Source organism: Vibrio sp. SNU_ST1, from assembly GCF_030563405.1.
GTDB lineage: Bacteria > Pseudomonadota > Gammaproteobacteria > Enterobacterales > Vibrionaceae > Vibrio.
Window position 1 is genome coordinate 1,156,937 of the sequence record NZ_CP130748.1, and the last position, 18,574, is coordinate 1,175,510.

General features: G+C 44.6%; 12 protein-coding genes. 5 read left to right on the top strand and 7 right to left on the bottom strand.

The genetic code is table 11. The annotated features are described in order from the left end of the window. Positions 1–86: 86 nt before the first annotated feature. From mukF to mukB, 3 genes are read left to right on the top strand one after another with little or no spacing between them, the layout of a single operon-like run. Complete coding sequence (gene mukF / locus Q5H80_RS05160) at positions 87–1,424, top strand: chromosome partition protein MukF (protein WP_009846358.1); 1,338 nt, start codon at positions 87–89, stop codon at positions 1,422–1,424. Further along, positions 1,405–2,211: a chromosome partition protein MukE gene (gene mukE, locus Q5H80_RS05165; protein ID WP_135383949.1), complete on the top strand. Its 807-nt coding sequence runs from the start codon at positions 1,405–1,407 to the stop codon at positions 2,209–2,211. Before mukF ends, mukE begins: the two co-directional genes overlap by 20 nt. Next, on the top strand, positions 2,208–6,662 hold the full coding sequence (gene mukB, locus Q5H80_RS05170) for a chromosome partition protein MukB (protein WP_304569108.1): 4,455 nt from the start codon (positions 2,208–2,210) through the stop codon (positions 6,660–6,662). The genes mukE and mukB overlap by 4 nt, the downstream gene beginning before the upstream one ends. A 462-nt stretch (positions 6,663–7,124) precedes the next feature. On the opposite strand, the gene Q5H80_RS05175 is transcribed toward mukB, so the two are convergent. The 7 genes from Q5H80_RS05175 to Q5H80_RS05205 form a co-directional block, all read right to left on the bottom strand. Continuing rightward, positions 7,125–9,017, bottom strand: coding sequence for a methyl-accepting chemotaxis protein (locus tag Q5H80_RS05175; RefSeq protein ID WP_304569109.1), 1,893 nt, complete (start codon positions 9,015–9,017; stop codon positions 7,125–7,127). Between the two features lie 364 nt (positions 9,018–9,381). Then, positions 9,382–10,341 (bottom strand): alpha-L-glutamate ligase-like protein, encoded by a 960-nt coding sequence (locus Q5H80_RS05180; RefSeq protein ID WP_304569110.1) that lies wholly within the window; start codon positions 10,339–10,341, stop codon positions 9,382–9,384. A gap of 3 nt (positions 10,342–10,344) precedes the next feature. Then, positions 10,345–11,850 (bottom strand): inactive transglutaminase family protein, encoded by a 1,506-nt coding sequence (locus tag Q5H80_RS05185; protein ID WP_304569111.1) that lies wholly within the window; start codon positions 11,848–11,850, stop codon positions 10,345–10,347. A 17-nt stretch (positions 11,851–11,867) separates the two neighbouring features. Continuing rightward, on the bottom strand, positions 11,868–12,608 hold the full coding sequence (locus tag Q5H80_RS05190) for an ATP-dependent zinc protease (protein WP_304569112.1): 741 nt from the start codon (positions 12,606–12,608) through the stop codon (positions 11,868–11,870). 265 nt (positions 12,609–12,873) lie between these two features. Continuing rightward, entirely contained in the window at positions 12,874–13,845 is a 972-nt protein-coding gene (gene cmoB / locus Q5H80_RS05195; RefSeq protein WP_009846365.1) for a tRNA 5-methoxyuridine(34)/uridine 5-oxyacetic acid(34) synthase CmoB, read from the bottom strand. 184 nt (positions 13,846–14,029) lie between these two features. Further along, complete coding sequence (cmoA, locus tag Q5H80_RS05200) at positions 14,030–14,758, bottom strand: carboxy-S-adenosyl-L-methionine synthase CmoA (protein WP_304569113.1); 729 nt, start codon at positions 14,756–14,758, stop codon at positions 14,030–14,032. 139 nt (positions 14,759–14,897) lie between these two features. After that, the gene (locus tag Q5H80_RS05205; protein WP_304569114.1) at positions 14,898–15,803 is read right to left on the bottom strand and encodes a DUF72 domain-containing protein; all 906 of its coding nucleotides are present in this window, start codon (positions 15,801–15,803) and stop codon (positions 14,898–14,900) included. Between the two features lie 282 nt (positions 15,804–16,085). Between Q5H80_RS05205 and aspS the strand changes: the two genes are divergently transcribed. Both aspS and ruvC read left to right on the top strand, forming a co-directional pair. Then, entirely contained in the window at positions 16,086–17,864 is a 1,779-nt protein-coding gene (gene aspS / locus Q5H80_RS05210) for an aspartate--tRNA ligase (RefSeq protein ID WP_304569115.1), read from the top strand. A 169-nt stretch (positions 17,865–18,033) separates the two neighbouring features. Further along, complete coding sequence (gene ruvC / locus Q5H80_RS05215; RefSeq protein ID WP_009846369.1) at positions 18,034–18,555, top strand: crossover junction endodeoxyribonuclease RuvC; 522 nt, start codon at positions 18,034–18,036, stop codon at positions 18,553–18,555. Positions 18,556–18,574 lie beyond the last annotated feature (19 nt).

The window sequence follows — 18,574 nt, forward strand, 5'->3', positions numbered from 1 at the left end:
TGCAAACGTAAGAAGCCCGCGTCATAAAGAAATAGGCGTCATATCTAATACGTTCGATATGACGAACAACAGTAACAGGAACCACAATGAGTGAAATGACTCAAACTGCCGAAGAGCAGCCAATTGATGAGTTGGTGGGCTGGGTCAAGCAGCATGATTTTTCATTAAACTTGCCACCAGAGCGCTTAGCATTTTTGATTGCTATCGCCGTCCTAAGCAATGAAAGGTTCGATGAAGAGTTGGGCGAGGGTGAACTGCACGATGCATTCACTATTGTCACTCGACTGTTTGAAGATACTGGCGAAGCGTCCGCGTTTCGTGCCAACAACGCTATCAATGAGTTGGTGAAACAGAAGTTAATTAGCCGCTTTACAAGCGAAATCACAGATGGTGCAAGCATTTATCGCTTATCGCCATTGGCGATTGGTATCTCAGATTATTACTTACGTCACCGCCAGTTTTCTAAATTAAAACTGTCTATCCAGCTTTCTATGGTTGCCGATGAGATGGCAAAAGCCATTGAAGCCGCCCAGAAAGGTGGAACTCCGGGGCATTGGAGAAGGAATGTGTACGGCGTGCTCAAGTATTCTGTTGGCGAAATTTTTGATCAAATAGATCTTAACCAACGGGTTATGGATGAACAGCAACAAACCGTCAAACAGCAAATTGCGGATCTTTTAAATAAAGATTGGCGAGAAGCAATCAACAACTGTGAGTCTTTGCTATCGGAAACCTCAGCCACGCTAAAAGAGTTGCAAGACACCTTGCAAGCGGCGGGTGATGAACTGCAAACCCAGATTCTTGATATTCAAGAAATTGTTTATGGTGACGATGAGCTCGAGTTTGTAGGTGAAACCCTATTTGGTTTGCAAATGAAGCTAGACCGAATCACCAGTTGGGGCCAACAAGCGATTGATTTGTGGATCGGCTACGATCGCCACGTGCATAAATTTATCCGTACCGCGATAGATATGGATAAAAACCGTGCCTTTAGCCAACGCTTGCGTCAGTCAGTCACTGACTACTTTGATGCGCCTTGGTTATTGACCTACGCAGACGCAGAAAAACTCACGGATCTTCGTGATGAAGCACTTGTGCTCCGTGATGACGAAGTGATGGGGCAAGCCCCAATCGACGTAGAATACGAAGAATTTGAGCAAGTGAACGATCTACTTTCAGAACGAATCGCAGATATGTTGAAAGCTCACAAACAGCAAGGTGCGCCGATTGATCTTGGCCTTGTGCTGCGTGATTACCTCGCAGCGCACCCTCGCACACACCATTTTGATTTAGCCAGAATTGTTGTCGACCAAGCCGTTCGCTTAGGTTACTCAGAGTCTGACTATCAGGCTATTCAGCCAGATTGGCAGGCAATCAACGATTTCGGTGCAAAGGTACAAGCAAATGTCATTAACAAGTACTGATGATTACATGCCAGAGAAACTGGTAAAAGCGATAGCGAACCCATTGTTTCCTGCGCTAGATAGCATGTTGCGTTCAGGCAAGCATGTTTCAACAGAAGACCTCGATAACCATGCGTTGCTTTCTGATTTTGAAGTTGAGCTTCAGCATTTTTATCAACGCTACAATACGGAACTGGTAAAAGCGCCTGAAGGTTTCTTTTATTTGCGTCCGCGTTCTACGTCTTTAATTGGGCGTAGTGTGTTGTCTGAGCTCGACATGCTAGTTGGTAAAGTATTGTGTTTCTTATACCTAAGCCCAGAGCGTTTGGCCCATGAAGGCATCTTCACCAATCAAGAGTTGTTTGATGAACTGATGTCGTTAGCGGATGAGAAAAAACTCATGAAGCTAGCAACCAACCGTGCGTCTGGTTCTGACTTAGATAAAGAAAAGCTGTTTGAAAAAGTACGTACTTCTTTACGCCGTTTACGTCGTATCGGCATGCTGATCGTGATTGGTGAAACAGGTAAATTCCGCATCAGCGAAGCGGTGTTCCGTTTTGGTGCGGATGTTCGTGTTGGCGATGATATGAAAGAAGCGCAATTACGACTTATTCGTGATGGTGAAGCTGTTGTTCATACTCAAGAACCTAACCAAGGTAGCTTGTTGAATGAAGAGCAAACGGAAGCCGTATCAGAAGTAGAACTAAACGTGGACGAAAACGGTCAACAAGACATTTTTAACGATCAAGCTGACTTTGACCTTGAGTCAAACGATGGCGAACAAACAAAAGTAGAAGGTGAAGCATGATTGAAAGAGGTAAGTATCAATCATTAACCATGGTCAACTGGAACGGTTTCTTTGCACGTACTTTTGATATCGATGGATTGGTTACAACGCTTTCTGGCGGTAACGGTGCGGGTAAGTCGACCACAATGGCGGCATTCATCACTGCACTTATTCCTGACCAAAGCCTTCTGCATTTCCGTAACACAACGGAAGCGGGTAGCTCACAATCATCACGCGACAAAGGTCTTTACGGTAAGCTTCAACCTGGCGCATGTTACGCCGCGCTAGATGTTGTGAATTCTCGTAATCAACGCCTATTGTTTGCGGTAAAACTGCAGCAAGTTGCGGGTCGTGATAAGAAAGTCGACATCAAACCGTTCGTTATCCAAGGGCTTCCCAGCCATGTGAAGCCGACGGATGTATTGATTCAGAACGTTTCAGACAGCCACGCTCGTGTATGTCAATTGAACGACGTGAAAGCGGCGGTTGCACAATACGAAGGCGCGCATTTTAAAGCCTTCTCTTCGATTGTTGATTACCACTCGCAAATGTTTGAATACGGTGTGGTACCGAAGAAATTGCGTAACAGCAGCGACCGTTCTAAGTTCTACCGTTTGATTGAAGCATCACTTTACGGCGGTATCTCAAGTGCAATTACACGTTCTCTACGTGATTACCTTCTGCCGCAAAATGGCGGTGTGAAGAAAGCATTCCAAGATATGGAATCAGCACTGCGTGAAAACCGCATGACGCTAGAAGCGATCAAAACGACTCAGTCGGATCGTGACCTGTTCAAGCACTTGATCACTGAATCTACGAACTACGTGGCAGCAGATTACATGCGCCATGCCAACGATCGTCGTAACAAGCTTGATCAAACAATGAAGTTCCGTGGCGAACTGTTCGGTTCTCGCGAGACCTTGCTTGATCAAAACAACTTGTTGAACCGCGTTCAAGAAGAGCTTGAGCTGTTGGTCGATCAAGAATCGGCACTAGAGCAAGACTATCAAGCGGCGTCGGATCATCTTCAATTGGTTCAAACAGCACTTCGCCAGCAAGAGAAAATTGCTCGCTACAGCGAAGATCTAGAAGAGCTTAATGAGCGTCTAGAAGAGCAGATGATGGTGGTTGAAGAAGCTCAAGAGCGAGTACTTCTTGCTGAAGAACAGGCAACCATAACTGAAGAAGAAGTGGATAGCCTGAAAACTCAGCTTGCTGACTACCAACAAGCGTTGGATGTTCAGCAGACTCGTGCGCTTCAATACCAGCAAGCGGTTCAAGCATTAGAGAAAACTAAGCAGCTACTTGGTGATGAGTCTATTACGGCAGAAAGCGCATTAACTCTGGTTTCTGAGCTAAAAGCACAAGAAGAATCAAGTACTCAAACGCTACTGTCTACTAAACATAAGCTAGACATGTCTTCTGCTGCGTCTGCGCAGTTCGACAAAGCGCTAGCTCTTGTTAAAAGCATCGTTGGTGATGTTGAGCGTAAAGAAGCGTCTAACAGTGCTAAGCAAGCTTTAGAAAAAGGCCGTAACGCAAAACACGTTGTTGAAAACGAACAGCAGTGGCGTGCTCAGCATCGCGACATGGCTCGTGATGTGGCGCAGCAGCGTCAAGCAAAAGAGCTTGCGACTGAATACCAAAAGCAACACAACATCTCACTGACTGACGAAGCGGTTTTCGATGAAGAACGTGAACGCCATGCAATGCAGATCGAGTCTCTTGAGTATGCTCAAGAAGAGCTGCGTGAAGCGAAGAGTGAGCAACGTCGTGTGCAACAAAACCAAGACCAAGAGATTCAAAAACTTGAGTCTATTGCTCCAGCGTGGATCACGGCAAACGATGCGCTTGAAGCATTAAGAGAGCAAACCGACGTTGAGCTAGAAGATAGCCAAGCGGTGATGACTCAAATGCAGCAAGTGCTTGAAGACGAGAAATCTCAAGCGGTAGCAAAAGATCAGTTGGCTACGCGCCGAGCTGAACTTGAGCAAGAGATTGAGCGTTTAGCTTCTCCAGGTGGTTCTAACGATCCTCGCCTGAAAGGCCTAGCGGATACGCTTGGTGGCGTACTGCTTTCTGAGATCTACGATGACATCACGATTGGTGATGCGCCGTACTTTAGTGCGATGTACGGCCCAGCTCGTCACGCAATTGTGGTTTCTGATCTTGATGGTATTAAAGAGAAGCTGGTGGATCTTGATGATTGTCCAGAAGACCTTTATATCCTAGAAGGCGATGTAGATGCGTTTGATGATAGCTCATTCAATGCCGATGAGCTTGAAGGTGCGGTCTGTGTTCAGTTGAATGATCGTCAAATGCGTTACTCGCGCTTCCCTGAGATTCCATTGTTTGGCCGTGCGGCTCGTGAGCAACGCCTAGAGAAATTGCGTGAAGAGCGTGACGTTGTGGTAGAAAACCACGCTAAAGCTGCGTTTGACTCTCAGAAACTGAATCGCCTATACCAAGCATTCAACAGCTTTGTTGCGAAACATCTGCACGTCGCGTTTAACGCAGATCCAGAACAAGCACTGGCTGCTATTCGTGATAAGCGTAATCAAATTGTTCGTTCTCTGGCTGAGCTTGACTCTAAAGAGCAACAACAACGTAGTCAGCTTCTACAAAGCAAGCAGGCACTTGGTGCACTGGACAAACTCGCGCCTATGGTTCGTATTCTTGAAGACGAAACATTAGCTGAGCGTCTCGCTGAACTAGAAGCACAATTAGAACGTTTAAGCGAAGCGAAGTCTTACTTGAACACTCATGGCAAAGCGCTTACTTCATTAGAGCAAATCGTTTCTGCACTCGATGCTGACCCAGAGCAATTCGAAGCTTTGGAAGCCGAGTATCGTCAGGCGGACAGTGCGTTACAAGCTCTCAAAGGTAAAGTGTTTGCTCTTTCTGACTTAATCGAACGTCGTCACTACTTTGCTTACGCAGATTCTGTTGACCTGCTTAACAAGAGCAGCGAACTGAGCGAACAACTGAAAGCGAAGTTGGTTCAAGCAGAACAAGCACGAGCGAAAGGCCGTGATGGCTTGAAACACGCTCGCGAACAGATGAACCAGTACAACCAAGTATTGGCGGCACTGAAGAGCTCACATCAAGCGAAGCAAGAGACCGTTCAGGAATTCAAACAAGAGCTTCAAGAGTTCGGTGTTAATGCTGATGAAGGTGCTGAAGAGCGCGCGGTTCGTCGTCGTGACGAGCTTCAAGAGCGTTTGCATACTTCTCGTAGCCGTAAGAGTGAATACGAACGCACGATTACCTCAACTGAACTTGAGATGAAAGCGCTGGCTAAGCGTCTTAAGAAAGTTCAGAAAGAGTACACAGAGCTTCGTACCTTCGTTGTTGCAGCAAAAGCCGGCTGGTGTTCAGTACTTCGCTTAGCTCGTGAGAATGATGTTGAACGTCGTCTACATAAGCGTGAACTGGCTTACCTAACGGCGGGCGAGCTTCGCTCAATGTCGGATAAATCACTAGGTGCACTGCGTTTGGCTGTGGCCGACAATGACGACCTGCGTGATTCGCTGCGTCTCTCTGAAGACAATGCGCATCCAGAGCGTAAAGTATTGTTCTATATTGCGGTTTACCAGCACCTTCGTGAGCGTATTCGCCAAGACATCATTCATACGGATGACCCGGTTGAAGCAATCGAAGAGATGGAAGTTGAGCTGGCTCGACTAACAGAAGAACTGACGCAGCGTGAAAATCGCCTCGCGATCAGCTCTGATTCGGTAGCAAGCATTATCAAGAAAACGATTCAGCGCGAGCAGAACCGTATTCGAATGCTAAACCAAGGTCTGTCTAATATCTACTTTGGTCAGGTTAAGGGCGTACGTCTGAACGTTAAGATCCGTGAAAGCCATGAGATTTTGCTATCAGGCTTAGCGACTCAGCAAGAGCAACACAAAGACTTGTTTGAATCAACGCGCTTTACCTTCTCGGAAGCAATGGCGAAGCTGTTCCAACGTGTCAACCCACATATCGATATGGGTCAACGTTCTCCACAAGTTTTGGGTGAAGAGTTACTGGATTACCGTAACTACCTAGAGTTGAGTGTCGAAGTTAACCGTGGTTCAGATGGTTGGTTACAAGCAGAGTCGGGTGCCCTGTCTACGGGTGAGGCGATCGGTACTGGTCAGTCAATTCTATTGATGGTTATTCAGAGTTGGGAAGAGGAGTCTCGTCGACTGCGTAGTAAAGACATCGTTCCATGTCGTTTGTTGTTCCTTGATGAAGCAGCTCGTCTGGATTCGAAGTCAATCTCTACGCTGTTTGAACTGTGTGACCGCTTAGGGATGCAACTTCTGATTGCAGCGCCAGAGAACATTAGTCCAGAGAAAGGTACCACCTACAAACTGGTTCGTAAGGTCTTCAAAGATCACGAACATGTGCACGTTGTTGGTCTACGAGGTTTTGCTCAAAACAAATCGGTATCTCCAGTTCAAGAGCTTATCGAAGCACCTTAGCGCCCTAATTGTCATACCGTAAATCTCAATCGCCTCGAAGTACATACTTCGGGGCTTTTTTTGTTTGGATGCTTCGCTGCACTCGCTATTCTTTGGGTGAGGGTGAGGGTGAGGGTGAGGGTGAGGGTGAGGGTGAGGGTGAGGTGTTCGCTAATTCTCTGTTGGTTTAATACCAATCGTAGTAAATAACTGGTCACCCTAGCTTGTTAAAAACCTCGATAACTTCGTTAGAATTTTTGATTGTAGAATAACTACTTATCGAAAAATTCTGCCTTGTTCTCAAGCTTTTTTCCTACGCTATGTTTGATCACTTACTTACTGTGATTGGTATAACTCAGCCAAAATTTATTACCATATAAAAAAACCGCTTTCTCAGAAGAGAAGGCGGTTTTTACTTACGCTATATTTTGTTCAAGCCGTTGGTTCTGCTACTTCAGCTCTTAACGTATCGCTTATCTAAGATTAGATCTTAAACATCTTTATCGTTTGATGCAGTTCATCCGAAACAGTATTAACATTTTGCGCTGTTTGTACATTTTGCTGAACATCATCGACAGTCGCTCGCGCTAAGTCATTTACATTCACTACATTCTCATTGATTTCAACGGCCACTTGCGATTGCTCTTCTGCTGCTGCAGCAATCTGGTTGTTCATGTCTTGAATGTTGCCGATCTCATGCTGAATGGTATTAAGCATTTCACTCGCTTGATCTGACTTTTCACGGGTAGCTTTAGCTGTCTCTGCGTTTTCAACCATTAGCTCAACAGATTGTTTCGCTTGGTTTTGAAGAGATGAAATCATGGTTTGTATTTCATTTGTGCTTTCTTGTGTCTTGTTGGCAAGGTTACGTACTTCGTCAGCTACGACGGCGAAGCCACGACCTTGCTCACCAGCTCGAGCTGCTTCAATTGCTGCGTTTAAAGCAAGCAAGTTTGTTTGTTCTGCAATACCTCGGATAACATCTAGTATGCTACCTACATTTTGAGTTTCTTTTTCTACCCCAAGAATAGACTCTTGAACCTGCTCAATATTCGTTACAAGTAAGCTGATTTGTTGGTTCATATCACCCACGGTCTCAAGACCGGACTGAGATGATAGGCTGGCCTCATTGGATGATGATGATGCTTGCATCGCATTTTGAGCCACTTCTGCTACGGTTGCCGTCATTTCATTCATCGCAGTTGCAACTTGTTCTAGTTGCATCATTTGCTCTTCTGATGAAGTGCTCAACTGATTTGAGGACGTCTCAAGAGAAGAAGACTGCGATGAGAGAGAGTTTGAAGATTTCTCAATATTACCAATTATACCTTGTAGGTTTCCTGCCATTTCAAGAGTCGAACGGTAGATCCCCGTTTCATTACCAGTTAACTTAGGGATGTTAGTTAGGTCTCCTGCCGAAATTCGGCTAACAAGTGCTTCTATGTATTGTGGCTCTCCACCAATAGGGCGATACATCAATCGGGTGACTAACAAGAATGTTATTCCGGTTGCCAGAACCGCGAAAATCAGACCAACGATGGTATTGATTTTCACCATGGCATTTGAAGGTGCTTCAATGTCGTCCCAACTTGCCCAAGCCCAAATATTCCAACCTAATGACTCAATTTTAGACGAAACGACATAAAAGTGACCTTTATCTGGAACAACGTAAGAGTGCTCACTGGTCATCTTACTACCGTGTTCACGATAGGATGGTCGAAGCTCGTAGATATTTTTACCGATAAAGTCTTCATAGCTAGCAGCAACAAGGAAACCATCTTGGCGAGAGACAAATAAGTTTGGCACTTCAGATAGCTCGTTTATGTAGTCTGTAATATCACTCATCTTAAGACTAAGGCCAATAACTGCTTTCGTTTCGCCTCTGGCTTTAAAAGGGATCACAACTGACATCGTTAAATGCCCTGTTGTCGCTAGGTAAGGGTTGGTTACTGAACGCTTTGCACCTGAAAAACCAAGATTGAACCACTCACGCTGTTTTTGCTTAGCATTAAAATTGGGAATGATACCTTGGTTTTTAACGTCGTAAGTTTTGCCGTCAGGAAGACCGATGTAAATATTAAGTACACCGAGAGATTCTTTACTTTTCGTCATCATTTTCAACAGCATCGGGTTGATCATGATGTTACCGGATCTATCAGTATGGATACTGGTTGAAATGCTTTCCAAAGCGCCGAAGTACGCTTCCATTTTTCCTTCAACGGCTTTGGCTACAAGGAAAGATTTTGTCGATAAATTATGGCGATAGTCATCCGTGGTAGCGGATTTAAATTCAAAATATCCAATCGTAGATATAACTAAAATCGTTAAACAGATTAGGCCACTAATTGTTAGCATAATCTTATTTTTGACGGTCATTAGAGTGTTTCCTTAACAGTTGTGACTAATTTTATTGACTAAATTATCGTTATGCTAACATAGGGTTACAATTTATTTTCTAGTCGTTTTGTAAGGGAAAGTCGTTACAAATCGGGATAGTGAATATTTATGCTTAGGATTTACAATGAATAGAGTAACTACACAAATTTAACGGATTTTAATTGAATTTTATTGTGTGTTCTTTTGTTCTTTCTAGGTGAAAATTACACAAATAGGTGGCTTTTTATCTATATTTGGCGTGAATGTGTTGCTGGAGTGAGCGTATAGGAAGGGTGGGGGGGTAAGGGAAGATAGCCCCAAACACCCCAAATTTTGCTCTAAAAATCGTGTGACAAAATTTTGACTAGTTATGTCCGAACTGCTTTGCGGCGTAAGCAACACGCTCGGCAGGTTTTGGATATTCCGCTGGTGTGCCAAGGTTTTCAATATGGTGCAGCCTAGGAAGTAGCCCCGCGCCGTTCGCAATTTGTATAGCTAAACCAGGACGTGCGTTAAGTTCTAGTACCATTGGTCCTTCTTCTTGGTCTAATACCATGTCAGTACCCATATAGCCTAAGCCTGTCATTTCCCATGCACTTGACGCTAGAGTCAATAGCTTTTCCCAGTGAGGAACTTGCAGCAATGCGAGCTCTTTACCTGTATCTGGGTGGTGGGTGACTGGTTGATCGAACTGAACGGCTCGAACCGCTTTACCTGTTGCGATATCGATACCTACACCAACAGCACCTTGGTGCAAGTTAGCTTTACCATCAGAATCTGAAGTGGACAAGCGCATCATCGCCATCACTGGGTAGCCTTTGAATACGATGATTCGTACGTCTGGTACACCCTCGTAACTAAAGCCTTCAAAGCACTCGTCAAACTTGATGAGGTTTTCAACTACGGCCACATCGTTCTTGCCACCCAGAGAGAAGAGACCCGCGAGCGCGTTACTGATATGGCGCTCTACATCTTCTTCATTGATTGTCGAACCGGATGGTTTGGTATAAACCCCATCTTTATGTGAAATCACAACAAGGATGCCTTTACCGCCACTACCTTGAGCAGGCTTGATTACAAACCCTGGCCACTCTTTAACCATTTTATGGATTGTTTTTACTTCAGCTTGATGACCAATAACGCCAATAAGCTTTGGCACGGTGGCACCAGCCTGTTCAGCAATGATTTTAGTCTTAAGCTTGTCATCAACGAGCGGATACTTGGAACGATCATTGTAGCGACCAATGTAACTATGGTTGCGCTTGTTCATTCCCATTATGCCTTTGTCTTTTAACTTAAATGGTGAAGTAAATTGATCAAACATAACTTAGTCCTCCGCTAGCGGTTTAAAACGACGAAGTTCGGTTAGACGGTAGCCTGTGTAGTTACCTAGTAGCAAGATGGTCGCTAGGATAACAAGCTGTAAACCAATAAAGTTAAACGTTAAGTGCTGAATGAATGGGTTAGTCATACCTAAGTAAACAAGCACCGCGGTAAATAGAGAGCCGCCACCTTGAAGTACAACTTCTTTTGCGCCTTCTTCTTCCCAAAGGATAGACATACGTTCGATAGTCCAAGACAAGATAATCATTGGGAAGAACGTAATTGATAGGCCTTCTGTAAGTCCGATTTTAAATGCGACTACGGTAAATATCGAGATAATCATAATTACTGTAATAATTACGGCGGATATCCTGGCCACGAGCAATAGGTTGAGTTTGGATAAGTAACTTCGTATTACAAGACCAGTACCAACAATCAGTAGGAAACCAACAATACCCGTTATCAACTGTGTTTGAACGAATGCCACGGCAATCAGAACGGGCATGAACGTACCAGACGTTTTCAGACCGATGATGACACGTAGGAACACAACAATCAGAGCACCGATAGGAATCAGCATGATGGTTTTAAACATCGCTTGCTCTTCTAGCGGCAGACTATGAATGGAAAGGTTTAACAGCTGATCAGCTGATACTTTACTGTTGGTTGCTTCAGTTGGAGTAACTTCCTGAGCAATCATAGAGAAGTGAACTTTACTGTTCTGACCGCCAACAACGTCTAATAGAGATACATTTGATTCATCCCAAATTAGCAGGTTTGGTTGAACTTGCTGCTCGCTAGATTCAGGAGAGAACAGAACCCATTGGTCGTTATCCCAAATCTGGTTCATTTGTTGGATTGATTGACGACGACGTCCATCTTCTAGCTCGATTACGCCAACGACTTTATTGTGGATGTTTGCTGCTGAAAGTAGCTTATGTGTCGCTTCAACTTTGCTCATGTTATTCAGAATCAGCGCTGAGTTTTGGCTGTCTGGATCATTAAGCGTTTTGATCAGTTCACGCGTGAAAGTGATGTTGTCTGCTGAGCGTTTAGTTGCTCGGTCAATCAATGCAGATGCAGCCGCTTCTTCAGGGCCATCAAAGCTAGGCTGCGTGATTTCACCTTCTGGTGGGATAGCATCAACTTTTGCTTGGTTGTCGACAAGAAATTGAGTCTTGTAATAGATGGTCTGAGGGCCGTCAGCGTGACGAATAGACCATTCTGCACGGCGACCTGACTCAGTGTTCAGGTAAGAGATGCCGTAACCAGGTGACGAAGCTGACTCGCCAATAAGGGTGTAATTAGACTGAGTATGAGGAGCTGCTAATGAAACTTTTGCTTCTTTTCCCACTGCATTGAACTCGATACGAGCTTCAACGTCCCAAACTTGTCTAGTTTCCCCCGGAGTCCAAGGTACGCCGTAAGTCGTATGTCTGAACATACTCAGGGTTATACCTGCCACGATGAGCAGGAAAATGGAGATATAAAATGGAATTCTTGACGTCATAGCTTACCCTACTATTGTTATTTAACTTCCGTTTGTACGTACTTTTTACTTACATCTACTAGCGCTATGTCTTTGATAAATTCGCGCCCTAGTAATACAGGGTGACTCATTTGAGAGCGATCCGCCAATGTAAATTGCGCTTTTTCATGGATTTTCCCCACTTTTACCCATAATTCGATCACAGCTCGACGTTCTGTTTGTTCATTCGTAGATTGACGGATTTTCACATAACGAACAACGGGCGCTTCGATCCATTTTTGGTCTTCTTTTGCTTGTGCTTTATCTGCTAAATGGAACTTAACCCAATCTTTACCGTTGCGTTCGAATTCTTTGATGTCGACAGCATTTAAAGAAGAGGTGGTTGCGCCAGTATCAACACGAGCATCGAAGCTTTGTTTGATAGAGTCGATCGATACTTTTTCAATACCGCCTAGAATAGTCGGCTGTGACGTAGGGGCGATAGGAGCGGCTGCAACGGCAACAGGCTCGGCTTCTTTTAGCTCTTCAATGACCCTGTGTTCCATACTGGTCAGGTGTACATCTAATTGACTAGAAAGAGTGATAATTTCGTCTTCCAAGCTTTCAATATAATCACTTTGATTACTTAGCTGCAGTTCAAGATTTTGAACCTTGTTTGCGATGTTTGTCTCTGAGCGGGAAATAGCGTCGAGAGTTTCTTGATGGTAGGTAGCACCGCTCGTGAGGGTGCAACCAGAGAGCAAACCAACCGCCACGATAGGCGATAATCGCTTAAACATATAAAAACCTTTGGAAATTAGAGAATAGTTCAGACTATTTAGAAGTTTATCCCACAAAAAAGGATGCGTGAAGCATCCTATTGTAAGAGTCTGGTCATATTGAATCGCAATGTGAGCGCTACGAAAATTATTGTCACTTAAGGGCGCTCACTTATTAAACATGAGCGCAAATTTTATACAATCAATTCTCTTTTTTATCAAAATTTCCACATATAAATAACGGTGGTTGTATGACGACAGAACTTATGGTTTTCTGTAACAGAGCTTAAGGTTTTGTCGCGACTAGAATCGCCCGCCTTGGTGCTGGGTGACCTTCTACTGTTTTACTTGGATCATTAGGGTCTAAGTAATCCGGCAGAGAGTTGTGTGTCATCCATTCTGTTGTGCGTTGTTCGCCAATCGTTGTGACATTTTCATCAACGATACGCACGTCTTCAAAGCCAACCTGTTCAAGCCAGCGTTTCAGTGCGCGTGCAGATGGGAAGAAGTACACGTTTCTCATTTGCGCGTAGCGGTCCACAGGCACAAGAACAGCGTTTTCGTCACCTTCAATCACTAATGTTTCAAGTACCAGTTCGCCACCAGATACCAATTGGTCTTTTAGTTGAATCAAATGATCAAGCGGTGAACGGCGGTGGTAAAGCACGCCCATGCTGAATACAGTGTCGTAAGCTTCCAGTTTTGGCAGCTGTTCAATACCTAAAGGTAAAAGGTGAGCGCGTTGGTCGTCGCCCATCAATTTACGAATGGCTTCAAACTGAACCAAGAATAAGTGAGAAGGGTCGATACCCACCGTTAAGCGAGCGCCTTCACCTAGCATGCGCCACATGTGGTAGCCGTTGCCACAACCTACATCGAGAACCGAACGGTTTTTCAATGGAGAGATATGTGGAAGCACACGGTCCCATTTCCAGTCACTGCGCCATTCTGTATCGATATGAATGTCGTGAACTGTGTAAGGGCCCTTTCTCCAAGGGTGGAAAGTCTTCAGTAAGCTTTCTAATTTTTTAAGTTCACCCGTGTGGAACGGTGTAGAGCTGCCAATCGTCACTGAGTTTTTCAGATCAACTTGGTCAGGCACACCTTGTGGAATCTTGTTTAGTGCACGTAACCAACGGTCGAAGTCGCCGTGTTCTGCATTTTGCCAATCCGTCAGCTGTTGAGGAAGAACATTAAGCCACGGTTGAAGGCGAGTGTCTTGGGCAATGAGTTGATAAAAATTGGCAAAGTTAAACATAGTTTTTCACTGAGTTAAATTGGGTCCAATAAACCCTAAAATAGAAATTAAATTTGTCATTCCCTACAGTGAGGGACGAACATGATAGGGAATCTCGGTTTATCGTACTTGATAGAGATCCCCAACTCGCTCGTTCCTCGCTCTTGAGGATGACGTTTTAGTACGAGCTGACTGGGTATGTGCGCTATTTAATCGCGAACATCGAACCGAAGTTGAAGCATTGGAACCACACTTCGCTACTTGAGAAGCCAATCTTTTCAAAGCGCTGTTTGTGAACTGGAATAGAATCTGGACGCATCACATTTTCGATAGCACTGCGTTTCTGGCTGACTTCAAGCTCGCTGTATCCGTTTGCACGCTTGAAATCATGGTGCAGATCGATAAGCAGTTCATTTGAACTTTCATCTTCAAACACAAATTTTTCTGACAGAATCAAAATACCGCCTGGACGTAATCCAGCATGGATCTTTTTAAGCAGAGCGTAGCGGTCGTCTGGTGATAAGAACTGTAAGGTGAAGTTCAACACAACAACTGAAGCGTCTTTAATCTCAATTTCACGGATATCAGCTTCGATGACTTCGACTGGCGTATCGCTTCGGTAGGCGTTTACATGCAGCTTACAGCGTTCAACCATGGCTTTTGAATTATCGATAGCGAAAATCGTGCAGCCTTCTTGCTGAATGTGACGACGCATAGAAAGTGTCGCAGCACCAAGAGAGCAACCCAAGTCGTAGATGTTTGAGTGCGGTTTTACGAAGCGTTCAGCTAACATGCCAATAGCAGAGATGATATTGCTATATCCAGGAACCGAGCGTTGAATCATATCTGGGAATACTTCAGCAACCCTTGCATCAAAGGTGAAATCACCAATTTTATCAATGGGAGCGGAAAAGATATTGTCTTTGTTGCTCATTGCATTCTCTCTCGACAGTCAGCGTAATCGGCACAGAATTCGTGCCAAATAAAAGGGGACGTATTTTACGTAAAAAAATCGCTTGTGTCACGAAAACTGAGATTGATGAAAGTGAACGCGTGTTAGTGGTTGTTTACTATCAAAACATCGAGATTTGATGGTCGCCTTTTTTCGCAGGAAACTCCGCCAAATTAGGCAAGATTAACTTTGTGTGTTCAGCAACTTGCGTCTGTAATTGCTTATAGATAGCAATCGCAAGTTCAGGTGCGTGATTATTGTCTGGTGTGTGGATCATTAAATAAGGCTGTTTTCCTTCGGCTAGCCAGTTTGGAATTTTAGCAAACCAAGGTTTAAAAAACTCAATATTAGGTTCTTGGTCTGGGTGACCAATAAATCGAATCATCGGGTTATTGGCGGTCGCAATTGCATGAACAGGAACACGCGGCTTTTTCTGATGCGCATCGATCACCGCTTCTGTGGTTGGTGGTGCAGAGAAAACGGGGCGACTATCCATAATGATGCGATTGATCCCTTCTTCTATTAACCAATGATTGAAACGTTTTTCGGCATCGCCTTTATCAAAGAAACCAAGGTGACGAACTTCAACGCCGAGCTGCATGTCTTTTGGAAACAAGGTGCAAAATTTTTGCAGGGCAGGAAGCATGCTGGGTTCGAAGCTATGGGGCAATTGAATCGTCCACTGACCAATGCGCCTATGCAGTGGCGACATGGTGAGCAGAAATTCTTTGAGCTCGGCTTGGCAATGTTTTAAGTGCTGCTGGTGGGTGATGAACTTAGGCAGCTTAAAAGTAAACTTAAAATCATCGTGACTCGCGGCTTTCCAGTTATTGACCGTTGAGATACTGGGTGTCGCATAGAAAGTCGTGTTGCCTTCTACGGTATGAAAAACTTGGGTGTATTTTTCTAAGCGCTCAGCAGGTTTTGTTCCTTTACCATAGAACTGACTTTGCCACTCAGAATGAGACCACATTGTTAACCCAAGTCTTAGAGGTAAAGTTTCTGTTGTTATTACACGAGCATCCATCTATTACACCGTTATCCATCACGCCCTAAAATCTACTTTACGAGAGTTTTGCTGATTAAGGTACTTTCGAGATATAATTATCGCAATTTTTTCGGTTTTGATGAATCTTTGCGCACTTGATGGGCTAAAAAGCAACAAAGCCAGATAAAACACAATAAATTCGAATGTGGAAGGTCGATTTTAAGCGAGTTTCCGCGTATAAATGTTCCTTTGCTCTGTTGTGTGGAATGACCACTGGCAGCTTGGAAATTAGTAAATTATTAAGAGATTGGGAAATTCATTATGCGTACCCATTACTGTGGTAACCTGAACAAGTCCCTGGCGGGACAAACTGTAGAATTGTGCGGCTGGGTAAACCGTCGCCGTGATTTAGGCGGTCTTATCTTTATCGATATGCGAGATCGTGAAGGCATCGTTCAGGTTGTTGTCGATCCAGATATGAAAGATATCTTCCCGATCGCTAACCAACTGCGTAATGAATTCTGTATCAAGTTTACTGGTGAAGTACGCGTTCGTCCGGACAGCCAAGTAAATAAAGACATGGCTACTGGTGAAGTTGAACTTTACGCGACTGGTCTAGAGATCATCAACCGTTCAGAAGCGCTTCCACTAGACTTCAACCAAACGAACTCTGAAGAGCAGCGTCTTAAGTACCGTTACATTGATCTTCGTCGTCCAGAAATGAGCGACCGTATTAAGCTTCGAGCACGTGCTTCTAGCTTCGTTCGTCGTTTCCTAGACGAGAACCTATTCCTAGACATCGAAACGCCAGTACTAACGAAAGCGACACCAGAAGGTGCTCGTGACTACCTAGTACCAAGCCGTGTTCACAAAGGTAGCTTCTACGCACTTCCTCAATCTCCTCAGCTGTTCAAGCAATTGCTGATGATGTCTGGTTTTGACCGTTACTACCAAATCGTTAAATGTTTCCGTGATGAAGATTTACGTGCTGACCGTCAGCCTGAATTCACTCAAATCGATATCGAAACATCTTTCATGACTTCTCAAGAAGTACGTAACGTGACTGAGAAGCTTGTTCACGATATGTGGAAAGAACTTCTTGATGTTGAACTAGGTCAATTCCCAGTAATGCCTTTCTCTGAAGCGATTCGTCGTTTCGGTTCTGATAAGCCAGATCTACGTAACCCACTAGAACTAGTTGACGTTGCTGACTTGGTTAAAGACGTAGAGTTCAAAGTATTCTCTGGCCCAGCTAACGACGAAAAAGGTCGCGTAGCGGTTATCCGTGTACCAGGCGGTGCTAAGCTAACTCGTAAGCAAATCGACGGTTACGCTGAACACGTAAACATCTACGGTGCGAAAGGCTTAGCTTGGATGAAGGTTAACGACCGTGCTGCAGGCATGGAAGGTATTCAATCTCCAGTTGCTAAGTTCCTAAGCGAAGACGTAATCAACGGTATTCTAGATCGCACTCAAGCTGAATCTGGCGATATCATTCTGTTCGGCGCAGACAAAGCGGGCATCGTTGCTGAAGCAATGGGTGCACTTCGTATCAAGCTAGGTGATGACCTAGAGTTAACTGACAAGAAAGCTTGGGCTCCACTTTGGGTTATTGACTTCCCAATGTTCGAAGAAGACGGTGAAGGCAACCTACACGCTATGCACCATCCATTCACATCACCACTAGGTGTGAACGCGGAAGAGCTAAAAGCGAACCCTGCAGCAGCAAACTCTGATGCATACGACATGGTAATCAACGGTTACGAAGTAGGCGGCGGTTCGGTACGTATTCATAGCGCAGAAATGCAAACGGCAGTATTCGGTATCCTAGGTATTGAAGCTAAAGAGCAACAAGAGAAGTTCGGCTTCCTACTTGAAGCACTTAAGTACGGTACGCCACCACACGCGGGCCTAGCATTCGGTCTTGACCGTCTAGCTATGCTTCTTTGTGGTACAGAGAACATCCGTGATGTTATCGCATTCCCGAAAACAACAGCTGCAGCATGTCTGCTAACAGACGCGCCAAGCCTAGCAAACCCAGCATCACTAGAAGAGCTAGCAATCGCTGTTAAATTGGCAGAGAAGAAAGAGCAAGCGTAAGCCTGTTATCTTTCTCGTTGATGAAGAGATCCTAGTTGATAGAGAGCTCTTAAATAATTAGCCAAGATTTGTGATTGAATTAGAAAATGCCCGTTAATTTGACGGGCATTTTTTTTTGCGTTCGATATACTAAGCTGAAAAGCATGTATAAATAATCAGTATTGAAGTTATGTCTATTATCTTAGGGATTGACCCTGGCTCTCGCATTACCGGCTATGGCGTGATTCGTCAAAATGGTCGCCATCTATATTACTTAGGTAGTGGTTGTATTCGTACTTCCGAAAAAGAACTGCCAGGTCGACTAAAACAGATTTATGCCGGTGTGAGCGAAATCATCACTCAGTTCCAACCTGATGTGTTTGCGATCGAGCAGGTTTTCATGTCGAAGAACGCTGACTCTGCACTTAAGCTTGGACAAGCTCGAGGTAGCGCGATAGTGGCAGCGGTGAATGCGGATTTACCTGTTCATGAATATGCAGCTCGTTTAATTAAGCAAGCTGTGACAGGTAATGGCGGTGCTGATAAGTCGATGGTTCAAAATATGGTGATGAGCATGCTCAAGTTACCAGCCAAACCACAAGCCGATGCGGCCGACGCCCTCGGCGTAGCGATCACTCACGCCAACACCAATAAAACCTTGGTTGCACTAGCAGGCAAAGCAACAGGTGCGAGAAAAGGGCGCTACCGTTAATCCTCCTACCGATTTCTAG